This window comes from Rhodococcus sp. ZPP, assembly GCF_017656075.1.
GTDB classification, from domain to species: domain Bacteria; phylum Actinomycetota; class Actinomycetes; order Mycobacteriales; family Mycobacteriaceae; genus Rhodococcus_F; species Rhodococcus_F oxybenzonivorans.
Map to the genome: position 1 here is coordinate 455,842 of NZ_CP058638.1, position 25,550 is coordinate 481,391.

A 25,550-nucleotide genomic window follows, 5' to 3' on the forward strand; every position below is an offset into this window, starting at 1 on the left:
TAACCTGGTGCTCAACGGTCGACGTCGTAGATCTGCAGGAGAGCTCATGACCACGCTGAACGAGGCCGACGCGGCCGATCGCCGAGCGGTCGGTTTCGCCGAGCGCATCAAGGACGGCACGGACGCCGCTCACCGCGAGACCGAACAGTCCCGGTTCGTCGCAGCGTTACTCGCCGGAGAGTTGACTTCCGACGGCTACGCCGAACTGCTTGCCCAGACCTATCTCGTCTACCGCGAATTGGAAGAGGCCGGACGCACCCACACGGATGATCCGGTGGCCTCACCGTTTCTGTCCGAGAAGCTGATACGCGTGCCCGCCCTGGAAGCGGATTTGGCGTACCTGCGCGGTTCGTCGTGGCGCGACACCGTGTCCCCGCTCGCCGCCACCACCCGGTACCTCGAGCGGCTGCGTGAGGTGACGTACGACTGGCCCGCCGGTTTCGTTGCGCACCACTACATTCGGTACATGGGCGATCTGTCCGGTGGTCAGATCATTCGCCGGATGCTCGAACGAGCTTATGGATACACCGAGAACGGCCTGCGGTTCTACATCTTCGAGGAGATCCCGAAACCGAAACTGTTCAAGGATGCGTATCGCGCGAAACTCGACGCCGCCCCGTTGTCCGCGGCCGATCAGCAACGGGTGATCGACGAGGTGAACCTCGCGTATCGACTCAACGGTGACCTGTTCGCCGATCTCGAAGCCGACATCGACAGCTACCTCGCGCGGTGAGGCCCGTGGTCCGCACGTGCACTCCCCGATCAGTTCTCGCAGTACTGGCAGTGGTACTCGTCGCCGCCGTCGGCGCTTCCGCGTGCACATCCGCAAACGGTGACGGTGGGACGGGCCCGCACGGCGCGCACACCGCGGTGCTGGACGATCTCGATCCGCAACCTGTCGCGTCGACGGCCGCACCGGTGCTGCCCACCACGGTCCGCAGCTTCGACGGCGTGGACGTCACGATCAACGACGTGAGCCGCATCGTGACCGCCGACCGCTACGGCACTCTGACGGAGACGGTCTTCGCTCTCGGGCTCGGCGACAACGTGGTCGGCCGCGACATCGCAGCCGAGTTCCCCGCCGCCGCCGATGTGCCGGTGGTGACGCCGGGCGGCCAGTCACTCAGCGCCGAGGCAATACTCGACCTTGCACCGACGGTCATTCTCACCGACACCAGCATCGGACCGAAAGGTGTTCAGGATCAATTGCGCGCGGCGGGCGTTCCGGTGGTCTACTTCGACCCGACGCGCACCCTCGCCGGCGTGTCCCCGCAGATCATCGCGGTGGCGAACGCGCTCGGTGTGCCCGAGCGCGGAGCCGAACTCGCTGCCCGCACCGACGACGAGATCGCAGCGGCCCGCAGCCGGGCGCCCGACGGTGAGAATCCCTTGAAGATCGCCTTCCTCTATCTGCGCGGCACCGCGATCACCATGATCGGCGGGCGGGGATCCGGGGCCGACTCGTTGATCGAGGCCCTCGGAGCCGTCGACGCAGGCACCGCCTCCGGAATCACCCAGCAGTTCGCGCCCATCACCAGCGAGGCCCTCATCGCCGCAGCCCCCGATGTGATCCTGATGATGACGGGTGGCCTCGAATCGATCGGGGGGATCGGCGGACTCGCGAAGATTCCCGGTGTCGCGCAGACCCCGGCAGGAAAGAACCAGCGTGTCGTCGACATGCAGGACGGGGTGCTTCTCAGCTTCGGACCCAACACCGGTCGTGTGCTGGACGCCTTGGCAGACGCCGTCTATCAGCCGGCCGATCGATGAGCCTCGGCACCGTCACACCAGCTCAGGCTTCTTCTCGAACACGCACCGGCATCGTTCTGGCCGGGTTGCTGATCGCGCTCGCGGTCGCCGCAGTGTTCTCCGCATGCATCGGCCAGGTGCCCACCGGACCGGGCGAGGTGCTCGGCAGCATCGCGCACCGCGTAGGACTCGACCTGGGGCCCCTCCCCGCACATCCCAGCGGTGAGGTCACGCTGTGGGAGGTCCGCTTCCCCCGGGTCGTCCTCGCGATCCTCGTCGGCGCGGCCCTCGGCTGCGCCGGTGCTCTCTTGCAGGGCGTCTTCGCCAACCCTCTGGCCGAGCCGGGCGTCATCGGGGTCTCCGCCGGGGCAGCCGTCGGTGCCAGTGCCGCCATCGTCGTCGGCGGGGCGTTCGCGGCCGGGTGGACCGTGGCCGCGTCCGCGTTCATCGCCGGACTCATCACGACCGTCGCCGTGTACGTCCTCGCCCGCCACGACGGCCGCACCGAGGTGGTCACCCTCGTACTCACCGGCGTCGCGGTCAATGCCTTCGCGGGCGGACTGATCGCCTTCTTCACCTTCATTGCCTCGCCGGCCGCCCGTGACCAGATCGTGTTCTGGCAACTGGGAAGCCTCAACGGCGCCACGTGGAGCGCTGTCGCGGTAGTGGCGCCGATGACCGTCGCCGGTATCGCCGCGACCATGGTGATCGCGGCAAAACTCGACCTACTCTCGCTCGGTGAGAGCGCAGCGCGACATCTGGGACTCGACGTCGAGCGTTTGCGCCTGATCGCCGTCCTCATCGTCGCGCTGCTGGTGTCGTCGAGCGTGGCCTTCACCGGGATCATTCTGTTCGTCGGCCTCGTGGTACCCCACCTCATGCGTATCGCCGTCGGACCGGGGCACCGAGTGCTCATTCCGGCCAGCGCGTTGTGCGGGTCGCTGGTGCTCCTCCTCGCCGACCTGGGCGCCCGGTCCCTGGTGGCCAACGCGGACCTTCCCCTCGGCATGCTGACGGCTCTGGTCGGTGGACCGTTCTTCTTCTGGCTGCTCCGCCGTACCCGAGCCCGCCAGGGCGGTTGGGCATGAGCCCCAGCCGTCTGCGGACGAGAATCCGGGAAGCTCTCGCGCAGAATTTCCTCCGCCGGACCGATCCGGTTCCGCCGGCACCCCGCCCAGGTGCGGTAACGCTGCGCGCGGTCGACATCGACGTCCACCGCGGGGGACGACCCGTGCTGGACAAGGTGTCGGTGGACGTGCGCGTCGGGGAGGTTCTCGTCCTCGTCGGACCCAACGGCGCCGGCAAATCCACCCTCCTCGCGGCGCTGTCGGGCGATCAGAACGTGCAGTCGGGCACCGTCCACCTCGACGACCGGGACGTCGACACGTGGACGCCCCTCGAGATGGCCCAGCGCCGCGCCGTACTCCCCCAGCAGAACACGGTGGGCTTCTCGTTCACCGCACGCCAGGTCATCACGATGGGCCGGTCCCCGTGGGCCAGAACGTCCCGGTCGGACGAGGACGTCACCGCAGTCGCCGAGGCGATGAGAATTTGCGATGTCGAGCCCTTCGCCGATCGACCTTTCACCGCTCTCTCCGGCGGTGAGCGTGCTCGCGTCGCGCTGGCACGAGTGCTCGCTCAGCGCACCGAGACGATTCTGCTCGACGAACCGACCGCAGCGCTCGACCTCGGTCACCAGGAGACAGTGATGCGGCTTGCGCGCGACCGTGCCCGCGCCGGCACAGCTGTGGTGGTGGTGCTGCACGACCTTGCTCTCGCCGCCGCCTATGCAGACCGGATCGTCGTGCTCGAGAACGGCCGCGTCGCCGCCGACGGCCCACCCCGGGAAGTGCTGGCCCCGGAGCTCCTCACCCGCGTCTACGGCCATCCCGTCGAGGTCATCGCGCACCCGGAAACCGGGACACCCCTTGTGCTACCTCGACGTGACCGACGCTGAGGCCGTACGGGTGTCAGAGTCCGTCGATGACGGCGCCGAGGCGGCTCAGTACAGCGCGGACCGTTCTGCCGTCTTCCTGTCCGACGACAACCGAATCGGGGGCGGCGACCGCATCCCGCACCACCGCGACGATGGAGCGTTCGTCGGTCAGATCGATCTCGCGAATCGAGCGACGAGCCGTCGCGATGATGTCGTCCGGTGCCGGCACATCCGTCTCGACGTCCGCCCGGTACACCTCGACGAACAGGGAGCTCTTCCGTACCCGGAAGGCATAGGAGTTCCCCTCTGCCGTGCGACCGAAGCCGTGCGCGTGCGGGCCGACCGAGACGTCTTCGACGGTGAACGTCGGTGTTTCGGGTAGTTCCACGGTGTTCTCCTCGATGACCTCGTCCGGTTGTCGGGAACAACCGCACGTGGGGTCGATAGCCCCTACGGTATCGCCTCGCGACGCGCTGGGCACCGACCGCTTCGCCCGGTGTTTCGCGAATCAGGGATGCTTGGTGGACAGTTGTGCAGGTACGGATAGAAGAGAAACCCGAGGAGCAGCGCATGGGCAGACCTGGAGCGCGCGTCGTCGCGTCGTGCGTCGGAGCGGCATTTTTGCTGGTCACGGGCTGTTCTGCGAGCAACGACGAGGATCAGGCAGTCACTATCGCGCCGGCCAGTGCAGCTCAGTCACCCGCACAGGCCACGACGCCTGCCGGTGTCGTCCATCCGATCGGGCAACCTATCGAGTCGGTCACAATCGACCCCGACACGCGTACCACCGTCGTCCTGGTCGGCGACCGGAGGGAAGTTCTTCTGTTCGCCGGCGGCGACCTCGGCGCCGTACCGCGTTCGATTCGGTTGAACGAGCCCGTGACCCAGGTGTCCCTCGCCCCCGGCGGAACTGCACTGCTCGCCATGAATGGCCAGGTGGGACGGCTGGACCTTCGATCCGCCGAGCTCGACTCCGTCCCTGCGGACGGGGACGTCCGGTCGGTGGCGCAGCTGCCCGACGGACGGCTGGCCGTAGGACTCGGCAATGGCGAAATTCACATCGCCGGCAGCGAGGGCGCCGAGTCACAAGTGATCGACGGACTGACCTCGGTAGATGCGCTGGCCGTGGTCGGCGAGTCGCTCACCGCACTCGACCGCGGTCAAACTTCCGTCACGGAAGTCGACATTCCGAAGTCCTCCCTCGGTGCCGCTCTCCGCGCCGGTGAAGGTGCGACTCAACTCACCACCGATCACTTCGGTCGCATTCTGGTGACCGATACGGCCGGGGACGAGTTGCTGGCGTATACGACGGACACTTTGATGCTGCGCCAGCGGTTTCCGGCGGGAGATGCGCCATACGGCGTTGCTTACGACGACGAGGCCAACCGGGCGTGGGTCACGTCGACCGGTACGAACGAGGTGGTCGCTTATGACCTCGCCAGCGGGGTCGGGGTGGAAACCGCACGCTATCCCACGGTCCGCCAGCCCAACTCGATCGCGGTGGACACCGTCAGCGGTGATCTACTCATCGGTTCCGGCACGGGTGACGGGTTGCAGCAGATACCGACGAGGAGCTCATAGATGTCGTCGCATTCACGCCGTCTCCCCTCCGGCTGGGAAATCGAGTCCGAAGACTTCGAGTACGTGCCGCTGCGGTTGCCACCGGACGTCACCCGCGTCAGTGCGTCGATGAGACTCGCCATACAGGCGGAGTTCGGTGGCTGGGAGCTCTCGCGCGTGCGGCTGTACTCCGACGGCAGCCGGCGCGTGCTGCTCAAACGACGAAAGACCACCCACCATGTTCCCGACCCGGCTATCTAGGGAGATCCCGTTGTATCACCTGCTCCTGCGGCTGATGTTCCTCGTTCCCCCGGAGCGCATTCATCATCTGGCCTTCACGGCGATGCGCCTCGCGACAGGCGTCACCCCGCTGCGCCAGCTGGTCGGCAAGGTCCTCGTGGTCAACGATCCGGTGCTGAAGAACACCGTGTTCGGACTGGACTTCCCCGCCCCGCTGGGACTGGCCGCCGGCTTCGACAAAGACGCCACCGGTGTGGACGCGTGGGGTCCCCTCGGATTCGGTTTCGCCGAGGTGGGAACCGTGACGGCGCAGGCTCAGCCTGGCAACCCAGCTCCCCGCTTGTTCCGGCTGCCCGCCGACCGCGCCCTGATCAACCGAATGGGGTTCAACAACCACGGCGCAGGCAATGCCGCGAACCATCTCCGGCAGCGACGCGCGAGTGTTCCGATCGGTGCGAACATCGGCAAGACCAAGATCGTCGACGCGGCTGAAGCGCCCGCCGACTACACAGCAAGTGCGCGGCTTCTCGGGCCCCTTGCCGATTTCTTGGTAGTCAACGTCAGTTCACCCAACACACCGGGACTACGCGACCTGCAAGCTGTCGAGTCGCTGCGGCCGTTGCTTCGCGCAGTTCAGGAGACCGTCAGCGTTCCCGTCCTGGTGAAGATCGCCCCCGACCTGTCGGACGACGACGTCGACGCCGTCGCTGATCTCGCGGTCGAGTTGGGCTTGGCCGGGATCGTCGCCACCAACACCACCATCCGGCGCGACGGCCTGCGGACCCCGAAAGCCGAGGTCACCGCGATCGGGGCGGGCGGGCTGTCGGGCGCACCGGTCGCGGAACGGTCCCTCGAAGTGCTGCGCCGCTTGCACGCGCGCGTCGGCGATCGGCTGGTGCTGATCTCGGTGGGCGGGATCGAGACCACGGAGCAGGCCTGGGAACGCATCCTGGCCGGGGCCTCGCTGGTCCAGGGGTATACGGGTTTCATCTACGGCGGACCGTTCTGGGCGCGCCGTATCCACAAGGGGCTGGCGCGCAAGGTCCGCGACGCCGGCTTCGACAGCATCGCGGACGCGGTGGGCGCGGGAGTAGTCCGCTGACACGGGTGCCTCGACGACCGGTGGCCGGCGACCCTGGAGAGAAGTCGCCGGCCACCGATTTCCGACCTGCTGCTGTCTGACCTACTGCTCGTAGGTGCCGGTGATCCTCGCCCGGGCGATGGCGTGCGAGAACAGGTTGAATCCCAGAAATGCCGGAGTGGAATCCTCGCTCACGCCGTCGAGGGTGTCGACGTCCAGAGCGTGGACAGCGACGATGTAGCGGTGCGGGCCGTGACCCTCGGGCGGGGCGGCCCCGATGAAGCGGCGCTGCCCGGCGTCGTTCCGCAGCTGGATCGCGCCATTCGGGAGCCCGGTACCGTCGTCGTCACCGGCACCGTTCACCAAAGACGTGCAGTCCGCCGGGATGTTCGCCACTACCCAGTGCCAGAAACCCGAGGCGGTCGGCGCATCCGGGTCGAACACGGTGACCGCGAAACTCTTCGTCTCGGGCGGAAATCCCGACCACGACAGCTGTGGCGAGTTGTCGAAGCCGCCGGCTCCCATGATTCCACTGACCTGATCCTTCTTCAGCGGCTGCCCGTCGGTGACGTCGGCGGAGGTCAGCTCGAAACTCGGCAGGTCGGGAAGTGCTTCGTACGGGTCGTAGGACATGCGGTTCCTCTCTTGTCGCGAATGGGCGATGGATCAGCTGTGGAGCAGAAAGTGCTCCAGCACACGCGTTCCGAACAGTAGTGCGTCTACCGGTACCCGTTCGTCGACGCCGTGGAACAGGGCACTGAAGTCGAGGTCGGGGGGCAGCTGCAGCGGTGCGAAGCCGAAACATCGGATACCCAGCTTGGCGAATGCCTTGGCGTCCGTGCCGCCGGACAGCATGTACGGCACGGTCCGCGCACCGGGATCGTGCGCGAGGATCGCCTCGTTCATGACGTCCACCAGGTGACCGTCGAACGTCGTCTCGTAGGAGTCGAGGTTGGTGATCCACTCCCGCTGCACGTCGGGCCCGATCAGCTCGTCGACGGTGGCCTCGAACTCGGCCTGCCGACCGGGCAGGATGCGGCAATCGACCACGGCCTCCGCGGTCTGCGGGATGACGTTGGCCTTGTAGCCGGCGGACAGCATGGTGGGGTTCGCGGTGTCCCGCAGCGTGGCGCCGATGATATTGGCGATGCTGCCCAGTTTCGCCAGGGTGCCGTCGAGGTCGGGCGACGTCGCATCGAAATCGAGGCCCGTTTCCTCGCCTGCAGCGGCGAGGAATTCGGCGACCGAATCGGAAATGACCAGCGGAAAGGTGTGCGCACCCAGGCGGGCGACTGCCTGCGCGAGAATGGTGACGGCATTGTCGGTGTGCAGGAACGAGCCGTGCCCGGCCCTGCCCTTGGCCGTCAGACGCATCCAGCCGAGACCCTTTTCCGCGGTCTCCACCAGATACAGCCGTCGCTCGGTGCCGTCCGGGCGCGGAACGGTGAGCGAGAACCCACCGACCTCGCCGACGGCTTCGGTGACACCTTCGAACAGGGCGGGACGATTCTGTACGAGCCACTGGCAGCCGTATTTGCCCCCGGCCTCCTCGTCGGCGACGAACGCGAACACGAGATCCCTCGGCGGAACGATTCCCTCGGCCTTGAACTGGCGGGCCACCGCCAGGATCATGCCGACCATATCTTTCATGTCGACGGCGCCGCGGCCCCACACGTAGCCGTCCTCGACGGCGCCGGCGAACGGGTGGACGCGCCAATCGGCGGGCTCGGCGGGCACGACGTCGAGGTGACCGTGCAACATCAGCGCACCGCGGGTGGGGTCCGACCCCTTCAGCCTTGCGAAGACGTTCCCGCGCCCCGGCGCCCCCGATTCGACGTATTCCGTCTCGTATCCCACTTCCTGGAGCTGAGCGGCGACCCACTCCGCGCACTCACGCTCACCCTTGGTCGTGGCGAGTTCCCCGGTGTTGGACGTGTCGAAGCGGATCAATGAGCTGACGAGCTCGACGACCTCGGCTTCGGCACGACCCCGGCCTGGCGTTTCCTGTGTAGTCGGCACTTCACTTTCCTACCACCGCGCCACCGGAAACGCTCAGGTGAAAGGGGCGATTTGGGCCGTGGCGCTTCATCGGATAGTCTTTCCCAGCGCCCAGGAAATGGGTGCGAGTCCGAGTGGCGGAATGGCAGACGCGCTAGCTTGAGGTGCTAGTGTCCTATTAACGGACGTGGGGGTTCAAGTCCCCCCTCGGACACTCTGAGTTGAGACAGACGAAAAGGCCCCGGTTCATCGAACCGGGGCCTTCTTCGTGAGAGGGCGAAGTTCGATGGGTGAAACAGCGACGGCAATCGATCCGGCAGATCTGGAGATCTGTTTGCGGGTTCTCGATCAGGCCGCAAGTCTGGACGAATCCGACCCTGCTTCGGTCACCGTGCAGCGCGCCGTGGGCCATCTCTTCAAGAAGCTGAAGAAGCGGCGCCGACTCGCAGCCCGGGATGCCGTCGCCGAGGCGGACCGCCGGGTGGTCGCCGCCACGGCGACCGGGTCGCCTGATCGGATCGACGACGAGACCGCCGGCATTCCGCTCACGTCGAACGCCGACGGCGCCACTGCGGGCACGCTGATCCGTCCCCGCCCCTGTTACATCTGCAAACAGCGGTACACGCGGGTCGACGCGTTCTATCACCAACTGTGCCCCGACTGCGCCGGGAAGAGCCGCGCGAAGAGGGACGCACGCACCGACCTCACGGGACGCCGGGCGCTCCTCACCGGTGGTCGCGCCAAGATCGGGATGTACATTGCGCTGCGCTTGCTCCGCGACGGCGCGCACACCACGATCACCACACGGTTCCCCAACGACGCGATCCGACGGTTCAAGGCGATGGAGGACAGCGCCGACTGGATCCACCGTCTGCGGGTGGTGGGTATCGACCTCCGCGATCCCGCGCAGGTGGTCGCTCTCGCCGATTCCGTTGCCGCCCAGGGCCCCCTCGACATTCTCATCAACAACGCCGCCCAGACGGTGCGGCGCTCCCCCGGCGCCTACAGCGCGCTGGCGGACGCGGAATCAGGCGCCCTGCCCGCCGGTGTTCTTCCCGACGTCCTGACCTTCGGAAAGACCAGCGACGCGCACCCGGCGGCTTTGGCCGGCTCCCTGTCCGACGTGTCGGCCATGGCCGGTGCGGCGATGGCACCGGAATCCGTCAGCTCCCTCGCACTCCTGGCCAAGTCCGCCTCCCCCGATCGGATCGCGCAGGGTCTCGCCATCGACGCCGGGGGTCTCCTGCCCGATCTCGCGCACACGAACAGCTGGGTCCAGACCGTCGAGGAGGTCGATCCGATCGAGCTACTCGAAGTGCAATTGTGCAATTCGGTAGCGCCGTTCATCCTGGTATCCCGCCTGCGACCCGCAATGGCGGCGGCCGCCGCCCGGCGCAAGTACGTGGTGAACGTCTCGGCGATGGAAGGTCAATTCAGCCGGGCATACAAAGGACCAGGGCATCCGCACACCAATATGGCGAAGGCAGCGCTGAACATGCTGACGCGGACCAGTTCCAAGGAAATGCTCGACGACGGCATCCTCATGACGGCGGTCGATACCGGCTGGATCACCGACGAGCGACCGCACTACACGAAGATGCGGCTGGCCGACGAGGGTTTCCACGCCCCCCTGGACCTCGTCGACGGCGCGGCGCGGGTGTACGACCCGATCGTGCAGGGTGAGCAGGGCGTCGACCTGCACGGCTGCTTCCTGAAGGATTACGAACCCTCCCCCTGGTGACCGAGCACCCCATCCGGCGCGCCAGAGAGCATCGACACAGCCGAAGGACACTGGTACACGGGGATAATGGGGTTCGAAACGAATCCTGAACTGGAGGCACCACACATGGCGATCGCCGTTGTCCACCGAGACAGCCCCGAGGGCCGGGCGGCGATCGTCCACGCCGCCCGTGAGGCCGTGCATCGACACGAACAGCTCGTGGTTCTCTCCGTCGTCGACGAGGTTGCGGATGCGGACGCCGAATCGGATCGTTCCGCTCTGTGCGCCGAAGTCCAGGCCACGCTCGAGGGCAACGGTGTCGGCGAGGCCTCGTGGGAGTTGCGCACCGAGGCGGGCGACGGCGACCACGTCAGTGCGCTGCACACCTTGGTGGACCGTAGTGGGGCCGACCTCCTCGTCGTAGGTACCCGACGCATGTCACCGATCGGCAAGTTCCTTCTCGAACGCTGGCTGCAACGGCTCCTCCTCGAGGTCGACATCCCGGTTCTCGTCGTCAAGGAAGAACTGCACGGTTCCGCTTGAGCGCTCTTCCGGCGGCCGGGCCGACGCCGCGCCTAGGATGACAGGGCGGGTCCCGGAACCAGGAGTACACCGATGGGGAGTGCAGCTTTCTACAGGGTGGTTGCCGACGCGACGGTCGTCGTGCACCTGGCCTTCATCCTGTATGTCGCCGCCGGAGGCTTCCTCGCCTGGCGGCTGCCGCGCACGATCGGCCTCCACATCGCGGCCGTCGCCTGGGGTTTCACCGGACTCCTCGTAGGTATCGACTGCCCACTGACTCATCTCGAGAGCTGGGCCCGGGTGCAGGTCGGACAGGCTCCACTGCCGTCCTCCGGGTTCATCGACCACTACTTGACCGGAGTTCTGTACCCCGAGTCGACTGCCGGTGCGATCCAGATATCGGTCGCTCTCGGTGTCGTCCTCTCCTGGGCCGGGTACGGGATTCTCCGTGTCCGGACCCGCAGCACATTCGCGCACACCCCTTCCGGTCACGTCGGTTCGTAGCCCCCGGAGTGGCTGGACGAGCTTGTAGTGTCGAGCCATGACAGACAGCGCACGTGAACTGGATCTGGTCGTCTACGGGGCTTCCGGCTTCGTCGGCAAACTTCTCGCCGACTATCTCGCCCGCACAGCGCCCGAAGATGTGCGAATCGGCCTTGCCGGACGCTCGCAGGCCAAGCTCGAATCGGTGCGATCGTCGCTCGGCCCCCGCGCGGCACAGTGGCCGATCATCGTCGCGAACTCGGACGATCAGGCGTCGCTCGCCGCCTTGGCCGCCGGCACCAGAGTGGTCGCGACGACGGTGGGTCCCTACGCCAAGTACGGGCACGGCCTCGTCGCGGCATGCGCCGAGGCCGGCACCGACTACGTCGACCTCACGGGTGAGGTGCTGTTCGCCCGCGACAGCATCGACGCCAACCACGACAAAGCCCGTGGGACCGGCGCACGAATCGTGCACTCCTGCGGTTTCGACTCCATTCCGTCCGACATCGGAGTGCATGTACTTCACGAAGCCGTGCAGGCCGACGGGGCCGGCGAACTCACCGACACCACCTTGGTCGTCACCTCGCTCCGAGGGGGTGTGAGTGGAGGGACCATCGACTCCCTTCGAACACAGGTCGACGTGTCGAAGAAGGATTCGGCGCTGCGCCGGCTTGCGGCGTCGCCCTATTCGCTCAGCCCGGACCGGTCTCAGGAACCCGATCTCGGGAAACAGTCCGATGTCAGCGTGGTCAACGGTAAGGACATCGCCCCCGAACTCGAGGGCTGGAAAGCGCCGTTCGTGATGGCGTCCTACAACACCCGCGTGGTACGCCGCAGCAACGCCCTCCGGAAATGGGCGTATGGACGCGAATTCAAGTATCGCGAGGTCATGAGCGTCGGCAAGTCTCCGGTCTCGCCTCTCATCGCCGGTGGCGTCGCCGTCGGTCTGGGCGGCTTGGTACTCGGCCTCAGCGTCCCGCCCACCCGCTACCTCCTCGACCGGGTTCTTCCCGCACCCGGCGAAGGTCCGAGCGAGGATGCGCAACGCAAGGGCCACTTCACGATCGACATCTATACGACCACCACGACGGGTGCCCGGTACACCGCTCGGGTGAAGGCCCAAGGCGATCCGGGGTATCGCGCCACCGCGGTCATGCTGGGTGAATCCGCGCTCGGCCTGGTTCTCGGCGGCAATGCGCTCCCCGACGCGGCGGGTGTCCTCACTCCGGCGACGGCGCTCGGTGACGTCCTGGTCACCCGCCTCCGCGACGCGGGTCTGGAAATCTCCGCACGCAAGTTGTAACGGGCTGGGCGGGTCGACGTGACAGGCGTCGAGCCGCCCCGCTAATCTCGAACGACGTGCGCGGGTACTCCGCGCCTCCTCTCACGGCATACGGAGTGTCCATGAACGGCTCGAGCGCGATGGCAGGCCCCGCGGCCGTGCTCGCTCTCATGCCGTTCTGGCCGTCGCGCCGGGGTCATGCTTTCGATCAGGGATGTTGCTGACCGGCCTTCGGGCCGGTCTTTCACTGCCCTGACGTTCGCTTCCCCGCTCGGAGTCCCGATGTTCAAGCTCTTGATCTTCACGCTGGTCGGCGTGGGTGCCCAACTGGTAGACGGAGCGCTCGGGATGGCTTTCGGTGTGACCGCCACGACCCTGCTCGTCGTCAGTGGGGTCGGGCCGGCGCAGGCGAGCGCTGCCGTCCACTTCGCGGAGGTCGGCACGACCCTCGCTTCGGGGGCGGCGCATTGGCGATTCCGCAACATCGACTGGTCGCTCGTCCTGCGACTCGGCGTGCCCGGCGCGATCGGGTCCTTTTTCGGTGCCGTCGTCCTGTCCCGCTTGTCGACCGCAGCGGCGGCCCCCGTGACAGCCACCATTCTGCTGGCCATCGGAATCTATGTGCTGCTCCGGTTCTCGATCCGGCCGCCGGTAGTCGACGGCGCCCGAACCTCCCCTCATACGGCCGCTTTTCTTTCGCCGCTGGGTTTGTTCGGTGGATTCATCGACGCCAGCGGTGGCGGTGGTTGGGGTCCGATCACGTCGAGCACCCTGCTCTCCCGCGGCAAAACTGCACCGCGGACCGTCATCGGATCTGTCAGCGCCTCGGAGTTCCTGGTGTCCGGTGCGGCCAGTCTCGGCTTCATCTTCGGCCTCGGTAGCGCCTTCTTCGACAACCTGCTGATCATCGCCGGACTGGCGCTGGGCGGAGTCCTCGCTGCACCCCTGGCAGCGTGGCTGGTGAGCCGAGTCCCGGCGACGCTGCTCGGGACCGGTGTCGGGGGGATCATCGTGATCACCAACGCACAGAAGCTCTTTTCGACGTTCGACGTGAGCGGAGTGCTGTCGGCATTCGGCTGTGTCCTGCTCGTCGGGTTGTGGGCGGGACTGCTGGTGGTCGCATGGCGCCGCTCGCGCCTCAGCGCAGCCGAGGCCGCGGGCGACTTGCAGCGTTTCGGCACCGGGCACGAGTTGTCCACACTGCCGGAACCCCGGTCTTCGAGCCTTCCACCGGCGGGAAGGTCTGAACGCATCCGGCAGGCCGGACGTAGTCGGCCCCACGCCTTTACTCCCAGGTAACATTGGTCGCGATTCATGGCACCCGTCCGGTGCTCCGATAGCGGAAGAGTGAGGCTATTCATGACTGAGCGTGTTCAGGTCGGCGGTCTTCAGGTCGCCAAGGTTCTCTACGACTTCGTCGGGAATGAAGCTCTTCCCGGAACCGGAGTCGATGTCGACGCCTTCTGGGCCGGCGCCGACAAGGTTGTTCACGACCTCGCCCCGAAGAACCGGGACCTCCTCGCGAAGCGTGACGAACTGCAGTCCCGCATCGATGGGTGGCACCGTGACCGCGCCGGCAAGCCCATCGACGCGGCGGAGTACAAGGAATTTCTCGAGGAGATCGGTTACCTGGTTCCCGCTCCGGAACCGTTCGAGGTCTCGACCGCGAACGTCGACACCGAGATCACGTCGACGGCAGGCCCGCAGCTGGTCGTGCCCATTCTGAACGCTCGGTTCGCCCTCAACGCCTCGAACGCGCGGTGGGGATCGCTGTACGACGCCCTCTACGGAACCAACGCCATCCCCGAGGAAGGCGGCGCGGAGAAGGGCAGCGGGTACAACAAGGTCCGTGGCGACAAGGTGATTGCGTGGGCTCGCCAGTTCCTCGACACCGCGGCACCCCTGGCGTCCGGGTCGCACGCCGACTCCACCCGGTACTTCGTCGACGGGGCGGAGCTGAAGGTCGAACTCGACGGCGGCAACATCACGACTCTCGCGCAGCCGGAGAAGTTCGTCGGCTACCTCGGTGAGAAGGACTCCCCCACGAGCGTTCTGCTCCGCAACAACGGATTGCACGCCGAGATCCAGATCGACGCCGAGTCCCCGATCGGCAAGACCGACGCCGCCGGTGTCAAGGACGTCGTCCTGGAGTCCGCGGTCACCACGATCATGGACTTCGAAGACTCGGTTGCCGCGGTCGACGCGGACGACAAGGTGATCGGTTACCGGAACTGGCTCGGCCTCAACCGCGGCGACCTGGTCGAGGAGATCGCCAAGGGCGGAAAGTCCTTCACACGTAAGCTCAACGCCGACCGCACCTACACCGCACCCGACGGCAGCGAACTCTCGCTGCACGGACGGTCGCTGCTGTTCGTGCGCAACGTCGGTCACTTGATGACCAACCCGGCAGTGCTCGACTCGGACGGCAACGAAGTGCCCGAGGGCATCCTCGACGCCCTCGTCACCAGCCTCTGCGCGGTCCACGGACTGTCCATCAGCGAGGCCAACGGCCCCCTCGACAACAGCCGGACCGGTTCCATCTACATCGTCAAACCCAAACAGCACGGTCCCGAGGAAGTCGCGTTCACCACCGAACTCTTCAGCCGTGTCGAGGAAGTCCTCGGGCTGCCCGCCAACACCCTCAAGGTGGGGATCATGGATGAAGAGCGCCGCACCACGGTCAACCTGGCCGCCTGCATCAAGGAGGCGTCGGAGCGGGTGGTGTTCATCAACACCGGATTCCTCGACCGCACCGGCGACGAAATTCACACCTCGATGGAGGCCGGACCGATGGTCCGCAAGGCCGAGATGAAGAAGCAGAAGTGGATCGCTGCCTACGAGGACTGGAACGTCGACACCGGTCTGGCCGCCGGACTGCAGGGTAAGGCCCAGATCGGCAAGGGCATGTGGGCCATGACCGAGCTGATGGCCGAGATGCTCGAGCAGAAGATCGGTCACCCACAGGCCGGCGCGAACACCGCGTGGGTTCCGTCCCCCACCGGCGCCACCCTGCACGCCACCCATTACCACCAGGTCGACGTCTTCGCTGTTCAGGACGAACTGAAGGGCAAGCCGCGGGCCACCCTCGGCGACATCCTGACGATTCCTCTCGCCCCGAGCACCGACTGGTCCGAGGCAGAGAAGAAGGAGGAACTGGACAACAACTGCCAGTCCATCCTCGGTTACGTCGTCCGCTGGATCACCGCCGGCGTCGGCTGCTCGAAAGTGCCCGATATCCACGACGTCGCCTTGATGGAGGACCGTGCCACGCTGCGGATCTCCAGCCAGCTCCTCGCGAACTGGCTGCGCCACGACATCGTCACCGAGGACGACGTCGTCGCCAGCCTCGAGCGGATGGCACCGGTTGTCGACCGCCAGAACGAGGCCGATGTGACGTACCGCCCGATGGCGCCGAACTTCGATGACAGCATCGCATTCCAGGCGGCGAAGGAACTGATCCTCGAAGGCGGCAAGCAGCCCAGCGGTTACACGGAACCGATCCTGCACCGCCGTCGTCGCGAGTACAAGGCCGCCAACGCCTGAGCACTGCGCACGGTCAGCGGCCCCCGTCATCACCTGGTGACGGGGGCCGCTTTTCCGGCTTCCGCTCCGCGCTTCACTACACTGCGGAAGTCGACTTCGATCGACTCAACCGACAGAAACAGGTAACCACGTGGGAAATCATCGCGGCGGAAAGGGCGCCAGGGGTATCAGTAAGGGACCCCTGATCGCGCTCGGTCTCGTCGTGGTGATCGTCGTTGGGGTGTTCGGCTGGTTCCAGCTGGCTGACCGAATCAAAGATCAGGGTGCCGCAGCGGCCGGCGCGTGTGTCGAGGGTGACAGTGTGCTCGGTGTCGCAGCCGACCCGGACATCGCGGCAGACATCCGGACTCTCGCGGACCGCTTCACCGCCACCTCCCCCGTCATCCGTGATCACTGCATCTCCGTCACCGTCACGCCGGTCGACTCCAGCGAGGTGCGCGATGCCCTGATCACAGGACCGGACGGCGCGTGGGACGACAAGCTTCTCGGCCCGCGTCCTGCATTGTGGATTCCGTCCAGTTCACATTGGGTCCGTCAGGTGCCGCCCGCCGTCGTCAACGGCGAGGCTCGTCCCCTTGCCGCGAGCCCCGTGGTGCTCGCCGTCCGAGCCGAGTTCGAGAACGCCCTGACCACCGCTGCCGTCGAGTGGAAAGATCTGCCGTCGCTGCAGACAGGGCGAGGGTCATTGGCGACCCTCGGGCTCTCCGAGTGGGGAAGCCTGGGATTGGCGCTACCCGTCGGATCCGGCTCCGGCAGTACAGAATTGGCGGTCGAAGCCGTCGCCGCCTCCGTTGCCGGCGATTCTGCCGGCCCGATCACCGCCGAGCAGGCCGGATCGACCCAGGTCACCTCCGCGCTCACCGGGCTGGCGCTCGGGTATCAAGCACTGCCCGGCGCGAAGCCGGCGACGACGCGCGAGGCCCTCACCCTCCTCGCCGACGCGGACGACCCGTCCATGGAGGGCATTCACGCGGTGCCGGTCACCGAACAGCAGGTTTACCGGGCGCTGCGCGAGGCCCCCGGCTCCGATGTCACCACTTTCCTGCCGAAGGGCGCGACCCCGGTAGCGGATCATCCGGCGGCCATCTTGTCTGGGCCCGCTGTCGACGAGACGCAGAGCCGGGCCGCTGCCCAGTTCACGGAGTTTCTTCGCGAGCCGGAGCAGGGTCAGGTGCTCGCTGATGCGGGCTTCAGGGTGGAGGGACTTGGCAGGCCGGACGACACAGCCTTGACGTTCCCCGGCTTCCCCACCACGCTGTTGCCCGCGGATTCCGCGGCCACCGAAGCGATGATGGGGGTCATCCGCAATCCCGTCACCGAACGGACGTCGACAATTCTGCTCGACGTGTCGAGTTCGATGGGTGCCGGCGAGGGACCCACCTCACGCTTGACGAATACGACTGCGGCTCTGGCGGCCCAGGTCAGCCGCTCGCCGGACGCCTCGAGCCTGGGGTTGTGGGAATACAGCACCAACCTCGACGGAACCCGCCCCTACACGACGGTGGTTGCCACCGGCCCGCTCTCGGCCGGTGGTTTCATCGAGGGAAGCCGCAGGCAAGCCCTGGGTGCCCGGCTGGCGAAGGCCGTCCCGGCCGCCGGCACGGCCACCTACGCCTCGCTCGAGGCGGCGTACAAGAGCGCGGTCGCCGGATACACCCCGGGACGCACGAACTCGGTGCTGCTCCTGACCGACGGTGCCAACGACGACGGTTCGCTCACCCGCGCCGATCTGTTGGCGTCCCTCTCCGCCGCGGGCGATCCGTCCAAGCCTGTTCGCATCGACGTCGTGACCATCGGACAGAACTCTGATCTCAATACCCTTCAGGCCGTCGCCGATCGCACCGGCGGATCGCTCGAAAAGGTCCCCTCCTCGGACGGACCCGCTTTGGCCACTGCCATCGGCAAGTTGTTGTCTTGACTCTTCCCGCACCGGGAGACGGGCATCGGCGCCCGACCGCACCGGAACATCACCTCGTAAGGACCCCGCTGACGTCGTCGACGGGTGCGACGACACCGTGACAGAAAGCACTGCCATGTATCCGGAGACTCGACTCCCTCACCCGCTCGTACCCGTGTCACAGCGGGCCGCTTCCCCCGCGGACGTCCGATGACGAGGGTCGTTGTCTTCGGCGTCGTCCTGGCCCTGCTCACCTGGTGGCTTCACCGGCGGCTCGTGCGGGCCACGGGCCTGACCCGGCCGTGGTCCGTCGTCGTCGATGTCGTCCTCGTCGTCCTGTGGGTTCTTGCCGTGATCGGCGCCGGCAGCGGTGAGGTATTCGACACCGGATGGGCGCGACCTCCCGGTTTCGTGGGATGGGCGTGGCTCGGAGCACTGCTGTATCTGGTGCTGGGCCTGCTCCTGGTTGCGATCGGTTCGCTGGTCGTTCGCGTTGTCGCGCGGTTGCGCCACAGGGGCGAGAGTGCCGATCAGGTCGACCTGTCCCGGCGCCGCACCCTGCGTCTCGCGACGTCGGTTGTCGCGGTTGGCGCCGTCGTGGCCGCCGGATACGGGGTCGCCGAGGCCGCCCGCCCGAGGGTGGTACGCGTCCGTGTCCCGCTACGGCGCCTTCCTCCCGAGTTCGAGGGTGTGCGCGTCGCCCTCGTGTCCGATCTCCACGTGGGTCCCGCACGAGGAGTGGGCTTCACTCGGGAGGTCGTGGATGTGATCAACGCGCAGAAACCCGACCTGGTGGCGATTGTGGGAGACCTGGTGGACGGAACGGTGTCCAAGGTGGCGCCCGACCTCGAACCCCTCGCGGATCTTCGCGCACCGATGGGGATTTTCGGTGTCAGCGGAAACCACGAGTTCTACGCCGACGACGGCGGCCGCTGGCTGGATGTCTGGGAACGTCTGGGCATCGCCACCCTCCGGAACCAACGTGTGGCTCTCCGCCGCGGCGAAGCAACGATCGACATCGCAGGCATTCACGATTACTCGTCGCCGGCGCCCTACGAGCCCGACCTGTCTGCAGCCCTCGCGGGACGTGATCCGTCGACATTCGTGATGCTGCTCGCCCACGAACCACGGCAGGCGCTGGAGGCCTCGGATCTGGGTGTGGACCTTCAGCTGTCGGGGCATACGCACGGCGGGCAGATGTGGCCGCTCCGCTATCTCGTGCCGCTGCAGCAACCTTCGGTGACGGGTCTGGACCGGATCGGGAACACGGTTCTCTACACCACGCGCGGAGTCGGCGCCTGGGGCCCGCCCGTACGCGTCGCCGCACCGCCGGAGATCACAATCCTCGAACTGGTGCGCGCCGACTGACCCGATCCGGGCCCGCCCCGGGTGAGCAGGGCGGGCCCAGCCGTCAGGCCCCTTCGAATGCCGAGATCGGCGGGCAGGAGCATACGAGATTGCGGTCACCGTGCGCTCCGTCGATGCGACGCACGGCAGGCCACACCTTCGGCCGAGCCTTGCCGCGGGGGAAGACAGCGACCTCTCGCGAGTACGGGTGGTTCCACTCGGCAACGAGGCAGCCCGCCGTGTGCGGGGCTCCGCGCAGCGGATTGTCGTCGACCGGCCACTCGCCTGCCCCTACCCGGTCGATTTCGGCACGGATCGCGATCATCGCCTCACAGAAGGCGTCGATCTCCTCGAGGTTCTCACTCTCGGTGGGCTCGACCATCAGTGTCCCGGCTACCGGGAAGCTCATCGTCGGGGCGTGGAAACCGTAGTCAGCGAGACGCTTTGCCACATCGTCCACAGTGACACCGGTGTCCTTGGTGATCGGACGCAGGTCGAGAATGCATTCGTGGGCCACCATTCCACCCTCGCCCGTGTAGAGGACGGGAAAGTACTCGTCGAGGCGGCGTGCGATGTAGTTGGCCGAGGCGATGGCCGTCAGGCTGGCCCGGCGGAGTCCGACCGCGCCCATCATCCGAATGTAGGCCCACGTGATGGGCAGGATGGAGGCGCTTCCATAGGGTGCCGCAGAAATCGGTCCGGCAGTGCCGAGTTCCGGCGCCAGCGGGTGCCCGGGCAGGAACGGCGTCAGGTGGGAGCGCACGCCGATGGGTCCGACACCGGGGCCACCGCCGCCGTGCGGGATGCAGAACGTCTTGTGCAGGTTCAGGTGACTGACGTCGCCGCCGAACCGACCGGGTCGGGCCAGCCCGACGAGGGCGTTGAGGTTGGCGCCGTCCACGTAGACCTGGCCTCCGGCGTCGTGGACGGCAGCGCAGATGTCGGCGATCTCGTGCTCGTACACGCCGTGGGTGGACGGGTAGGTGATCATGATCGCGGCGAGTCGCTCGGCATGGTCGGCAATTTTCGCTCGCAGGTCGTCGAGATCGACGTCACCGTTGGGTCGGCAGGCCACCACTTCCACGCGCATACCGGCCATGACGGCGGACGCCGCGTTGGTGCCGTGGGCGCTCGAGGGAATCAGGCAGGTGTCGCGGTGGTCGTCGCCGCGGCTCAGGTGATAGTTGCGGATCGCCAGGAGTCCCGCGTACTCGCCCTGGCTGCCGGCATTCGGCTGCAGGCTGACCGCGTCGTAACCGGTCACGGCCACGAGCCAGTTCTCGAGGTCCTCGATGATGCGGAGAATCCCCGGCGCGTCGCCGGTGGGTGCGAACGGGTGCAGTCGGGCGAACGCCGGCCAGGTGATTGCTTCCATTTCGGCGGTCGCGTTGAGCTTCATGGTGCACGAACCCAACGGGATCATGCTGCGGTCGAGTGCGATGTCCTTGTCCGACAACGCTCGCAGATACCGCAGCATCCCGGTTTCGGTGCGATACCGCGTGAATGCCTCGTGCTGGAGATAGTCGGAGCCGCGGCGCTGAGGGTGGGGCACCGCGGTGCCCGGTTCGACGCCGACCGCACCGGCACCGCCGAATGCCGCTAGAACGCTCTCGAGGTGTGCTGGGGTCGTCGCTTCGTCACAGGCGATGCCGACGTGATCGGCATCGACGAAGCGGAGGTTGATTCCCGACTCCTTAGCTTTGGCCACGACTGCCGACGCCTGCCCCTCGACGCGAACGAGGACGGTGTCGAAGAAGTGCTCGTGCACCACGGTCACCCCAGCCTTGCGGAGGGCGGCGGCGAGCGAGTGCGCAGCATTCGCGACGCGCTCCGCGATCGCCTTCAGGCCTTCCGCACCGTGATAGCTCGCGTACATGGCCGCGAGAACGGCAAGGAGCACCTGGGCGGTGCAGATGTTCGACGTGGCCTTCTCCCGGCGAATGTGCTGTTCACGGGTCTGCAAAGCCAGTCGATACGCCTTGTCACCATCGGCGTCCACGGACACGCCGACGAGGCGGCCGGGTAGCTGGCGGGCATGCTTGGTGTGCACGGCAAGGTACCCGGCGTGCGGGCCGCCGAACCCCATGGGGACACCGAACCGCTGAGTGGTGCCGAAGCAGGCGTCCGCGCCGATGTCGCCGGGCGGCGTGATCAGGGTGAGGGCCAGGAGGTCGGCGCCGAGCGCGACGAGGGCGCCGCGCTCGTGAGCCTCGACGATGACGTCGGTGTAGTCGACGACGCGGCCGGACGCGCCCGGCAGTTGAGCGAGGACACCGAAGAAGTCACCGTCGGGCAGCCCGGCAGACAGATCAGCGACGACGATGTCGATACCGAGAGGCTCGGCCCGGGTCTCGACCACGGCGAGGGTCTGCGGGTACAGATCGGCATCCACCACGAACCGCGGCGACTTGGACTTGTTCGCGCGCCGCAGGAGTGTCATGGCCTCAGCGGCTGCGGTCGCCTCGTCGAGCATTGACGAATTCGCGACCTCCATACCGGTGAGATCGGCCACCATCGTCTGAAAGTTCAGAAGAGCCTCGAGACGCCCTTGGCTGATCTCCGGCTGGTACGGGGTGTAGGCGGTGTACCACGCAGGATTCTCGATGATGTTCCGGAGCAGAACCGAAGGCGTCAGGGTGTCGTAGTACCCGAGTCCGATCATCGTGGTCGCCACGGTGTTCTGGGCGGCGAGTGCAGAAAGTTCGGCGAGAGCCTCGTGCTCGGACACCGGGGCAGGCAGAGCGTCGAGCCCGTCGGCCACACCATTCGCGACGCCGTCGAGAATGGCGGCCGGGACCGCCTTCGACGCCAGGTCGTCCAGGGATCCGGCACCCACGACGTCGAGGATGTGCGCGAGTTCCGCCGCGTTCGGGCCGACATGGCGGTCGGCGAATGTACGGCTTCCAGCGTCGATCACGACAACTCCCAAGCAGTTCGGAGGACCAGGACCCGCCCCGCGCAGCGGTGCGTCCCTCCCCCTCTGTCGCCTGCTCGCGTTCGAGCGCCTGAGAGATTCGGTACCGGCGTCCAGCAGTGGACGGGCCCTTTCCCCGTGGGCGGGTGGGTGCTCCCACCGCTTTCCAGAGACGTCGGAGCCCGCACGGTCCTGTGTGCCTGAGAGATTGACGGGGAGGTGCTGCTCCTTCGGCGTCCGGGTCCTCCACACACGATTTTCTGTGCATGCAGTACCCGGAACTCTCCCGCACGGCGTCGACGCACCGTCAGTCTATGTCACCGGCGACCAGTTCACGCACGCCCATGTCCCGCATTTGTGCGGCGGAACACAGGCCGGGCGTCACCGGCACCTTGTCTGCCCGACGAGAACTCAGCCCGTCTTACGACTTGCGCGAGTCTTCCGCCGGGACGCCAGTTCGTCTTCGGGACTCTGCTCGAGTGCGCCGCCATCGGCACGCTCCGCCGGGAAGTCTGCGATGGTGCCAGTGAGCTCACGCATGGCACCGCTCACGGCGATACCGAACACGCCCTGGCCACCCTGCAATAAATCGACAACCTCTTCCGCGGACGTGCACTCGTAGACAGTGGTGCCGTCGGAGAAAAGTGTGATCTTGGCCAAGTCGCGCACCCCACGCTTACGCAGATGGTCGACGGCCACACGAATGTTCTGCAAGGATATTCCGGTATCGAGCAGGCGCTTGACGATCTTGAGAACGAGGATGTCTTTGAACGAGTACAGGCGCTGGCTCCCCGAGCCGGCCGCCCCACGGATGGACGGCACCACCAGTGACGTCCGCGCCCAGTAGTCGAGCTGCCGGTAGGTAATTCCGGCGATCTGGCAGGCGATGGGGACGCGGTATCCGACGAGGTCGTCAGGCACGGAATCGTCGGGGAAGAGGCCCGGCTGGATCTCTTCGGAGCTGAACTCTGGCTCGGCAACGTTGTCGCCGGGCGCAAGATTCAGCGGATTCTCCTGCGGCCGATCTCCCACTGACTACTCCCTCTCGCATGTTGCACTGAACCCGACGATCAGTGCGCCTGTGACACGCGTCGCCAGTAGCCGCGGCGCATGCACCACAGCACTCGGGCGGCGTAGTCGCCACCAGTGACACCGAGCACATCCATACCCTGAACCTACTCAGCGTACGCCCGATCGAATCTGCAAGGCAGAAAATCACTGCACCGAACGCTATGACTCCGAGCAGTCAGGGTCAACGCAACGCGCCGGAAGAACCTCAACCGTTACTGGGCGAACAGGAGCCCTAGCCGTCGGTGGCCTTGAAGTCGTCCGGCGAGACGGATTCGAGGAACTCTTTGAACTTCTCGACCTCGTCTTCACGCTCGTCCGGCATGACGAGTCCCGCCTCCGACAGAACCGACTCCTCGGCGAAAATGGGGACTCCGATACGCAACGCGATGGCGATCGAGTCGGAGGGCCGGGCGGAAACACGAGTGTTCTGATCGAACACGAGATCGGCGTAGAACGTGCCTTCGCGGAGTTCGACGATGCGCACTTCTTTGAGGGTGCGGCCGAGGGCCTCGATCAGATTCTTGATCAGATCATGTGTGAGAGGCCGCGCAGGCTCGACACCCTGTTGTTCGAGTGCGATTGCGGTGGCCTCGGTCTGCCCGATCCAAATGGGGAGGTACCGGTCGCCGTCAGTTTCGCGCAGCAGCAGAACAGGCTGGCTCTGAGGCTGCTCGACACGAACTCCGATCACGTGCATTTCGCTCATCGCGTCTGCCTCCACCCTGCAATGGTCCATACGCGGCACACCGTGCCTACCAGGATTCTATTCGATTCGTGTCCGCTGTCGACCGTACAACCGTTCGAGCGCAGCGTCGTTGAGAAGTTCCCCGTCAGAGGCGTGCCTGGCAACGACTTACCGGTCCAGGGCACCGCGCACAGCAGACTTCACCAGACACGTATGCAGAGTCAGCGACAACGCCGCCAGTTCCCGCACCATTTCCTCGGCGCGGTCGCGGGCACCCGCGTCACGTCCCTTGGCCACCGGCCCGGCTATCTGGGCCACCAGCCCCGCCTCACGGTCGGCGGCGAGCTTGAATGCCCGCAGGTGCCGCACTTCGAGGCCGAACTCGGACATCGCCCGCGCTGTGCGTGCAAGCGTCACGGCATCCTCGTCGAAGAAGCCGGCCGGGCCGGGCACGACGAGACCTCCTCGGGTGAGTTCCACGAGGAATTTCTCGTCGATGCCTGCCCGGGACATGAGGTCGTCGCGGCTGATCCGGACTTCCCGATCGGTGAGAAACTCCTCGGGTGACACCTCACCCGGAGCGACGGTGAGCGCCCGCGGCCGGCGCGGCGACGAGTCGCCGGCACCGACCGTGGCCACACCTCTGTCGATGGCCTCGAGCTGCTCTTTGATGACCTTCAGCGGCAGATACTGGTCTCGCTGCGCAGTGAGGACGTAGCGCAGACGTTCGCAGTCGGCGATCGAGAAGCGCCGATAACCCGACGGAGTCCGCTGGGGGCTGATGAGACCCTCGGCTTCGAGGAATCGGATCTTCGAGATCGTCACATCAGGGAAATCGGGCCGCAGTCGATCCAGCACCGAGCCGATCGACATTCCCGATTGCGCCTGCTGCTGCCGCACCGCGGTCATTGGCTACCCGCACCAGCTGACGTCTCACCGATCTGCGAACCACCCGCGGTGGTCCGCGGACCCGTCAGGAACACCAGTCGGAACTTCCCGATCTGGACCTCGTCACCATTGGCCAGCACCGCGGAGTCGACCGGTTCCCGGTTGACGTACGTGCCGTTGAGGCTTCCCACGTCGACGACCTGGAATTCGTCGTCCTCCTGGCGGAACTCCGCATGACGACGGCTGACCGTCACGTCGTCGAGGAAGATGTCGCTGTCGGGATGGCGCCCTGCAGAGGTCGTCGGCTGGTCGAGCAGGAAGCGTGAACCCGCGTTGGGTCCGCGCTTGACGACGAGCAGAGCGGAACCTGCTGGCAGTCCCTCCACACCCGACACCGGAGCCTCCGGCGCCTGGGTTGCCGAGGAGGTGTCGAGCTCGTTGAGGAAGTCCGCGCGGAAGACCGACGTCGTTTCCGCCGGGGACTCCCCATAAACCGCGTCATTGCCGTTCTCGCTCACCGTTTCTCCTCCTAGTTCGATCATCCAGCAAGATTCGCTGGACTACGCAATGCCACTCGGTTCTACATAATTCGATATTTGTGCACATTATCTTCCGTGCACTGCCACAACCACAG

23 protein-coding genes, 1 tRNA gene and 1 riboswitch are annotated in these 25,550 nt (G+C 66.4%); of the genes, 16 read left to right on the forward strand and 8 right to left on the reverse strand.

The features are described from left to right. The first annotated feature begins 46 nt into the window (after positions 1–46). The 4 genes from HYG77_RS02060 to HYG77_RS02075 are packed head-to-tail and all read left to right on the forward strand — an operon-like array spanning position 47 to position 3,706. Positions 47–733: a biliverdin-producing heme oxygenase gene (locus HYG77_RS02060; protein ID WP_109329519.1), complete on the forward strand. Its 687-nt coding sequence runs from the start codon at positions 47–49 to the stop codon at positions 731–733. Next, positions 730–1,770: an ABC transporter substrate-binding protein gene (locus HYG77_RS02065; RefSeq protein WP_208961734.1), complete on the forward strand. Its 1,041-nt coding sequence runs from the start codon at positions 730–732 to the stop codon at positions 1,768–1,770. Before HYG77_RS02060 ends, HYG77_RS02065 begins: the two co-directional genes overlap by 4 nt. Next, complete coding sequence (locus tag HYG77_RS02070) at positions 1,767–2,837, forward strand: iron ABC transporter permease (RefSeq protein WP_109329515.1); 1,071 nt, start codon at positions 1,767–1,769, stop codon at positions 2,835–2,837. Before HYG77_RS02065 ends, HYG77_RS02070 begins: the two co-directional genes overlap by 4 nt. Beyond that, positions 2,834–3,706 (forward strand): heme ABC transporter ATP-binding protein, encoded by an 873-nt coding sequence (locus HYG77_RS02075; protein WP_208961735.1) that lies wholly within the window; start codon positions 2,834–2,836, stop codon positions 3,704–3,706. The genes HYG77_RS02070 and HYG77_RS02075 overlap by 4 nt, the downstream gene beginning before the upstream one ends. Before the next feature lie 13 nt (positions 3,707–3,719). Here HYG77_RS02075 and HYG77_RS02080 read toward each other — a convergent pair whose 3' ends face one another. Next, on the reverse strand, positions 3,720–4,073 hold the full coding sequence (locus HYG77_RS02080) for a hypothetical protein (protein ID WP_208961736.1): 354 nt from the start codon (positions 4,071–4,073) through the stop codon (positions 3,720–3,722). A gap of 182 nt (positions 4,074–4,255) precedes the next feature. On the opposite strand from HYG77_RS02080, the gene HYG77_RS02085 reads away from it, so the two are divergent. From HYG77_RS02085 to HYG77_RS02095, 3 genes are read left to right on the forward strand one after another with little or no spacing between them, the layout of a single operon-like run. Further along, on the forward strand, positions 4,256–5,266 hold the full coding sequence (locus HYG77_RS02085) for a hypothetical protein (protein ID WP_208961737.1): 1,011 nt from the start codon (positions 4,256–4,258) through the stop codon (positions 5,264–5,266). Continuing rightward, entirely contained in the window at positions 5,267–5,506 is a 240-nt protein-coding gene (locus HYG77_RS02090; protein WP_109329507.1) for a DUF5703 family protein, read from the forward strand. A gap of 10 nt (positions 5,507–5,516) precedes the next feature. Continuing rightward, entirely contained in the window at positions 5,517–6,587 is a 1,071-nt protein-coding gene (locus HYG77_RS02095) for a quinone-dependent dihydroorotate dehydrogenase (protein ID WP_109329505.1), read from the forward strand. Between the two features lie 81 nt (positions 6,588–6,668). Here the strand turns inward: HYG77_RS02095 and HYG77_RS02100 are convergent, their stop codons facing one another. Next, entirely contained in the window at positions 6,669–7,199 is a 531-nt protein-coding gene (locus HYG77_RS02100; protein WP_109329503.1) for a YbhB/YbcL family Raf kinase inhibitor-like protein, read from the reverse strand. 33 nt (positions 7,200–7,232) lie between these two features. Then, positions 7,233–8,585 (reverse strand): M20/M25/M40 family metallo-hydrolase, encoded by a 1,353-nt coding sequence (locus HYG77_RS02105; protein ID WP_208961738.1) that lies wholly within the window; start codon positions 8,583–8,585, stop codon positions 7,233–7,235. Positions 8,586–8,692: 107 nt separating this feature from the next. On the opposite strand from HYG77_RS02105, the gene HYG77_RS02110 reads away from it, so the two are divergent. The 9 genes from HYG77_RS02110 (at position 8,693) to HYG77_RS02150 (ending at position 19,379) form a co-directional block, all read left to right on the forward strand. Further along, positions 8,693–8,778 (forward strand) — tRNA-Leu (locus tag HYG77_RS02110). 72 nt (positions 8,779–8,850) lie between these two features. Then, positions 8,851–10,305: an SDR family NAD(P)-dependent oxidoreductase gene (locus tag HYG77_RS02115; protein WP_208961739.1), complete on the forward strand. Its 1,455-nt coding sequence runs from the start codon at positions 8,851–8,853 to the stop codon at positions 10,303–10,305. A 105-nt stretch (positions 10,306–10,410) separates the two neighbouring features. Further along, the gene (locus HYG77_RS02120) at positions 10,411–10,827 is read left to right on the forward strand and encodes a universal stress protein (protein WP_109335062.1); all 417 of its coding nucleotides are present in this window, start codon (positions 10,411–10,413) and stop codon (positions 10,825–10,827) included. Between the two features lie 72 nt (positions 10,828–10,899). Further along, entirely contained in the window at positions 10,900–11,310 is a 411-nt protein-coding gene (locus HYG77_RS02125; RefSeq protein ID WP_208961740.1) for a DUF2784 domain-containing protein, read from the forward strand. 37 nt (positions 11,311–11,347) lie between these two features. Next, positions 11,348–12,592, forward strand: a complete 1,245-nt coding sequence (locus HYG77_RS02130) for a saccharopine dehydrogenase NADP-binding domain-containing protein (protein ID WP_208961741.1) — start codon at positions 11,348–11,350, stop codon at positions 12,590–12,592. Positions 12,593–12,853: 261 nt separating this feature from the next. Further along, entirely contained in the window at positions 12,854–13,870 is a 1,017-nt protein-coding gene (locus tag HYG77_RS02135; protein WP_208961742.1) for a sulfite exporter TauE/SafE family protein, read from the forward strand. Positions 13,871–13,930: 60 nt separating this feature from the next. After that, on the forward strand, positions 13,931–16,114 hold the full coding sequence (locus HYG77_RS02140) for a malate synthase G (RefSeq protein ID WP_208961743.1): 2,184 nt from the start codon (positions 13,931–13,933) through the stop codon (positions 16,112–16,114). Between the two features lie 130 nt (positions 16,115–16,244). Beyond that, entirely contained in the window at positions 16,245–18,032 is a 1,788-nt protein-coding gene (locus HYG77_RS02145; protein ID WP_208961744.1) for a substrate-binding domain-containing protein, read from the forward strand. 189 nt (positions 18,033–18,221) lie between these two features. Further along, entirely contained in the window at positions 18,222–19,379 is a 1,158-nt protein-coding gene (locus tag HYG77_RS02150; RefSeq protein WP_109329487.1) for a metallophosphoesterase, read from the forward strand. Between the two features lie 43 nt (positions 19,380–19,422). Here HYG77_RS02150 and gcvP read toward each other — a convergent pair whose 3' ends face one another. From gcvP to garA, 5 genes are all read right to left on the reverse strand, one after another. Beyond that, positions 19,423–22,275: an aminomethyl-transferring glycine dehydrogenase gene (gene gcvP, locus HYG77_RS02155; RefSeq protein ID WP_208961745.1), complete on the reverse strand. Its 2,853-nt coding sequence runs from the start codon at positions 22,273–22,275 to the stop codon at positions 19,423–19,425. Positions 22,276–22,449: 174 nt separating this feature from the next. Then, positions 22,450–22,571, reverse strand: a riboswitch (glycine riboswitch). Between the two features lie 112 nt (positions 22,572–22,683). Next, positions 22,684–23,277, reverse strand: a complete 594-nt coding sequence (locus HYG77_RS02160; protein WP_269467599.1) for a MerR family transcriptional regulator — start codon at positions 23,275–23,277, stop codon at positions 22,684–22,686. 298 nt (positions 23,278–23,575) lie between these two features. Further along, positions 23,576–24,049: a bifunctional nuclease family protein gene (locus tag HYG77_RS02165; protein ID WP_109335061.1), complete on the reverse strand. Its 474-nt coding sequence runs from the start codon at positions 24,047–24,049 to the stop codon at positions 23,576–23,578. 147 nt (positions 24,050–24,196) lie between these two features. Further along, positions 24,197–24,937, reverse strand: a complete 741-nt coding sequence (locus tag HYG77_RS02170) for a MerR family transcriptional regulator (protein WP_109329482.1) — start codon at positions 24,935–24,937, stop codon at positions 24,197–24,199. Then, complete coding sequence (gene garA, locus HYG77_RS02175; protein ID WP_109335060.1) at positions 24,934–25,434, reverse strand: glycogen accumulation regulator GarA; 501 nt, start codon at positions 25,432–25,434, stop codon at positions 24,934–24,936. Before garA ends, HYG77_RS02170 begins: the two co-directional genes overlap by 4 nt. Positions 25,435–25,550 lie beyond the last annotated feature (116 nt).

Coding starts and splice junctions, on each gene's coding strand:
- HYG77_RS02075 (WP_208961735.1), top strand. CDS start 2,834: ATGAGCCCCAGCCGTCTGCGGACGAGAATCCGGGAAGCTCTCGCGCAG.
- HYG77_RS02120 (WP_109335062.1), top strand. CDS start 10,411: ATGGCGATCGCCGTTGTCCACCGAGACAGCCCCGAGGGCCGGGCGGCG.
- HYG77_RS02140 (WP_208961743.1), top strand. CDS start 13,931: ATGACTGAGCGTGTTCAGGTCGGCGGTCTTCAGGTCGCCAAGGTTCTC.
- HYG77_RS02090 (WP_109329507.1), top strand. CDS start 5,267: ATGTCGTCGCATTCACGCCGTCTCCCCTCCGGCTGGGAAATCGAGTCC.
- HYG77_RS02165 (WP_109335061.1), bottom strand. CDS start 24,049: ATGAGCGAAATGCACGTGATCGGAGTTCGTGTCGAGCAGCCTCAGAGC.
- HYG77_RS02100 (WP_109329503.1), bottom strand. CDS start 7,199: ATGTCCTACGACCCGTACGAAGCACTTCCCGACCTGCCGAGTTTCGAG.
- HYG77_RS02130 (WP_208961741.1), top strand. CDS start 11,348: ATGACAGACAGCGCACGTGAACTGGATCTGGTCGTCTACGGGGCTTCC.
- HYG77_RS02170 (WP_109329482.1), bottom strand. CDS start 24,937: ATGACCGCGGTGCGGCAGCAGCAGGCGCAATCGGGAATGTCGATCGGC.
- HYG77_RS02125 (WP_208961740.1), top strand. CDS start 10,900: ATGGGGAGTGCAGCTTTCTACAGGGTGGTTGCCGACGCGACGGTCGTC.
- HYG77_RS02085 (WP_208961737.1), top strand. CDS start 4,256: ATGGGCAGACCTGGAGCGCGCGTCGTCGCGTCGTGCGTCGGAGCGGCA.
- HYG77_RS02115 (WP_208961739.1), top strand. CDS start 8,851: ATGGGTGAAACAGCGACGGCAATCGATCCGGCAGATCTGGAGATCTGT.
- HYG77_RS02070 (WP_109329515.1), top strand. CDS start 1,767: ATGAGCCTCGGCACCGTCACACCAGCTCAGGCTTCTTCTCGAACACGC.
- HYG77_RS02150 (WP_109329487.1), top strand. CDS start 18,222: ATGACGAGGGTCGTTGTCTTCGGCGTCGTCCTGGCCCTGCTCACCTGG.
- HYG77_RS02135 (WP_208961742.1), top strand. CDS start 12,854: ATGTTCAAGCTCTTGATCTTCACGCTGGTCGGCGTGGGTGCCCAACTG.
- HYG77_RS02060 (WP_109329519.1), top strand. CDS start 47: ATGACCACGCTGAACGAGGCCGACGCGGCCGATCGCCGAGCGGTCGGT.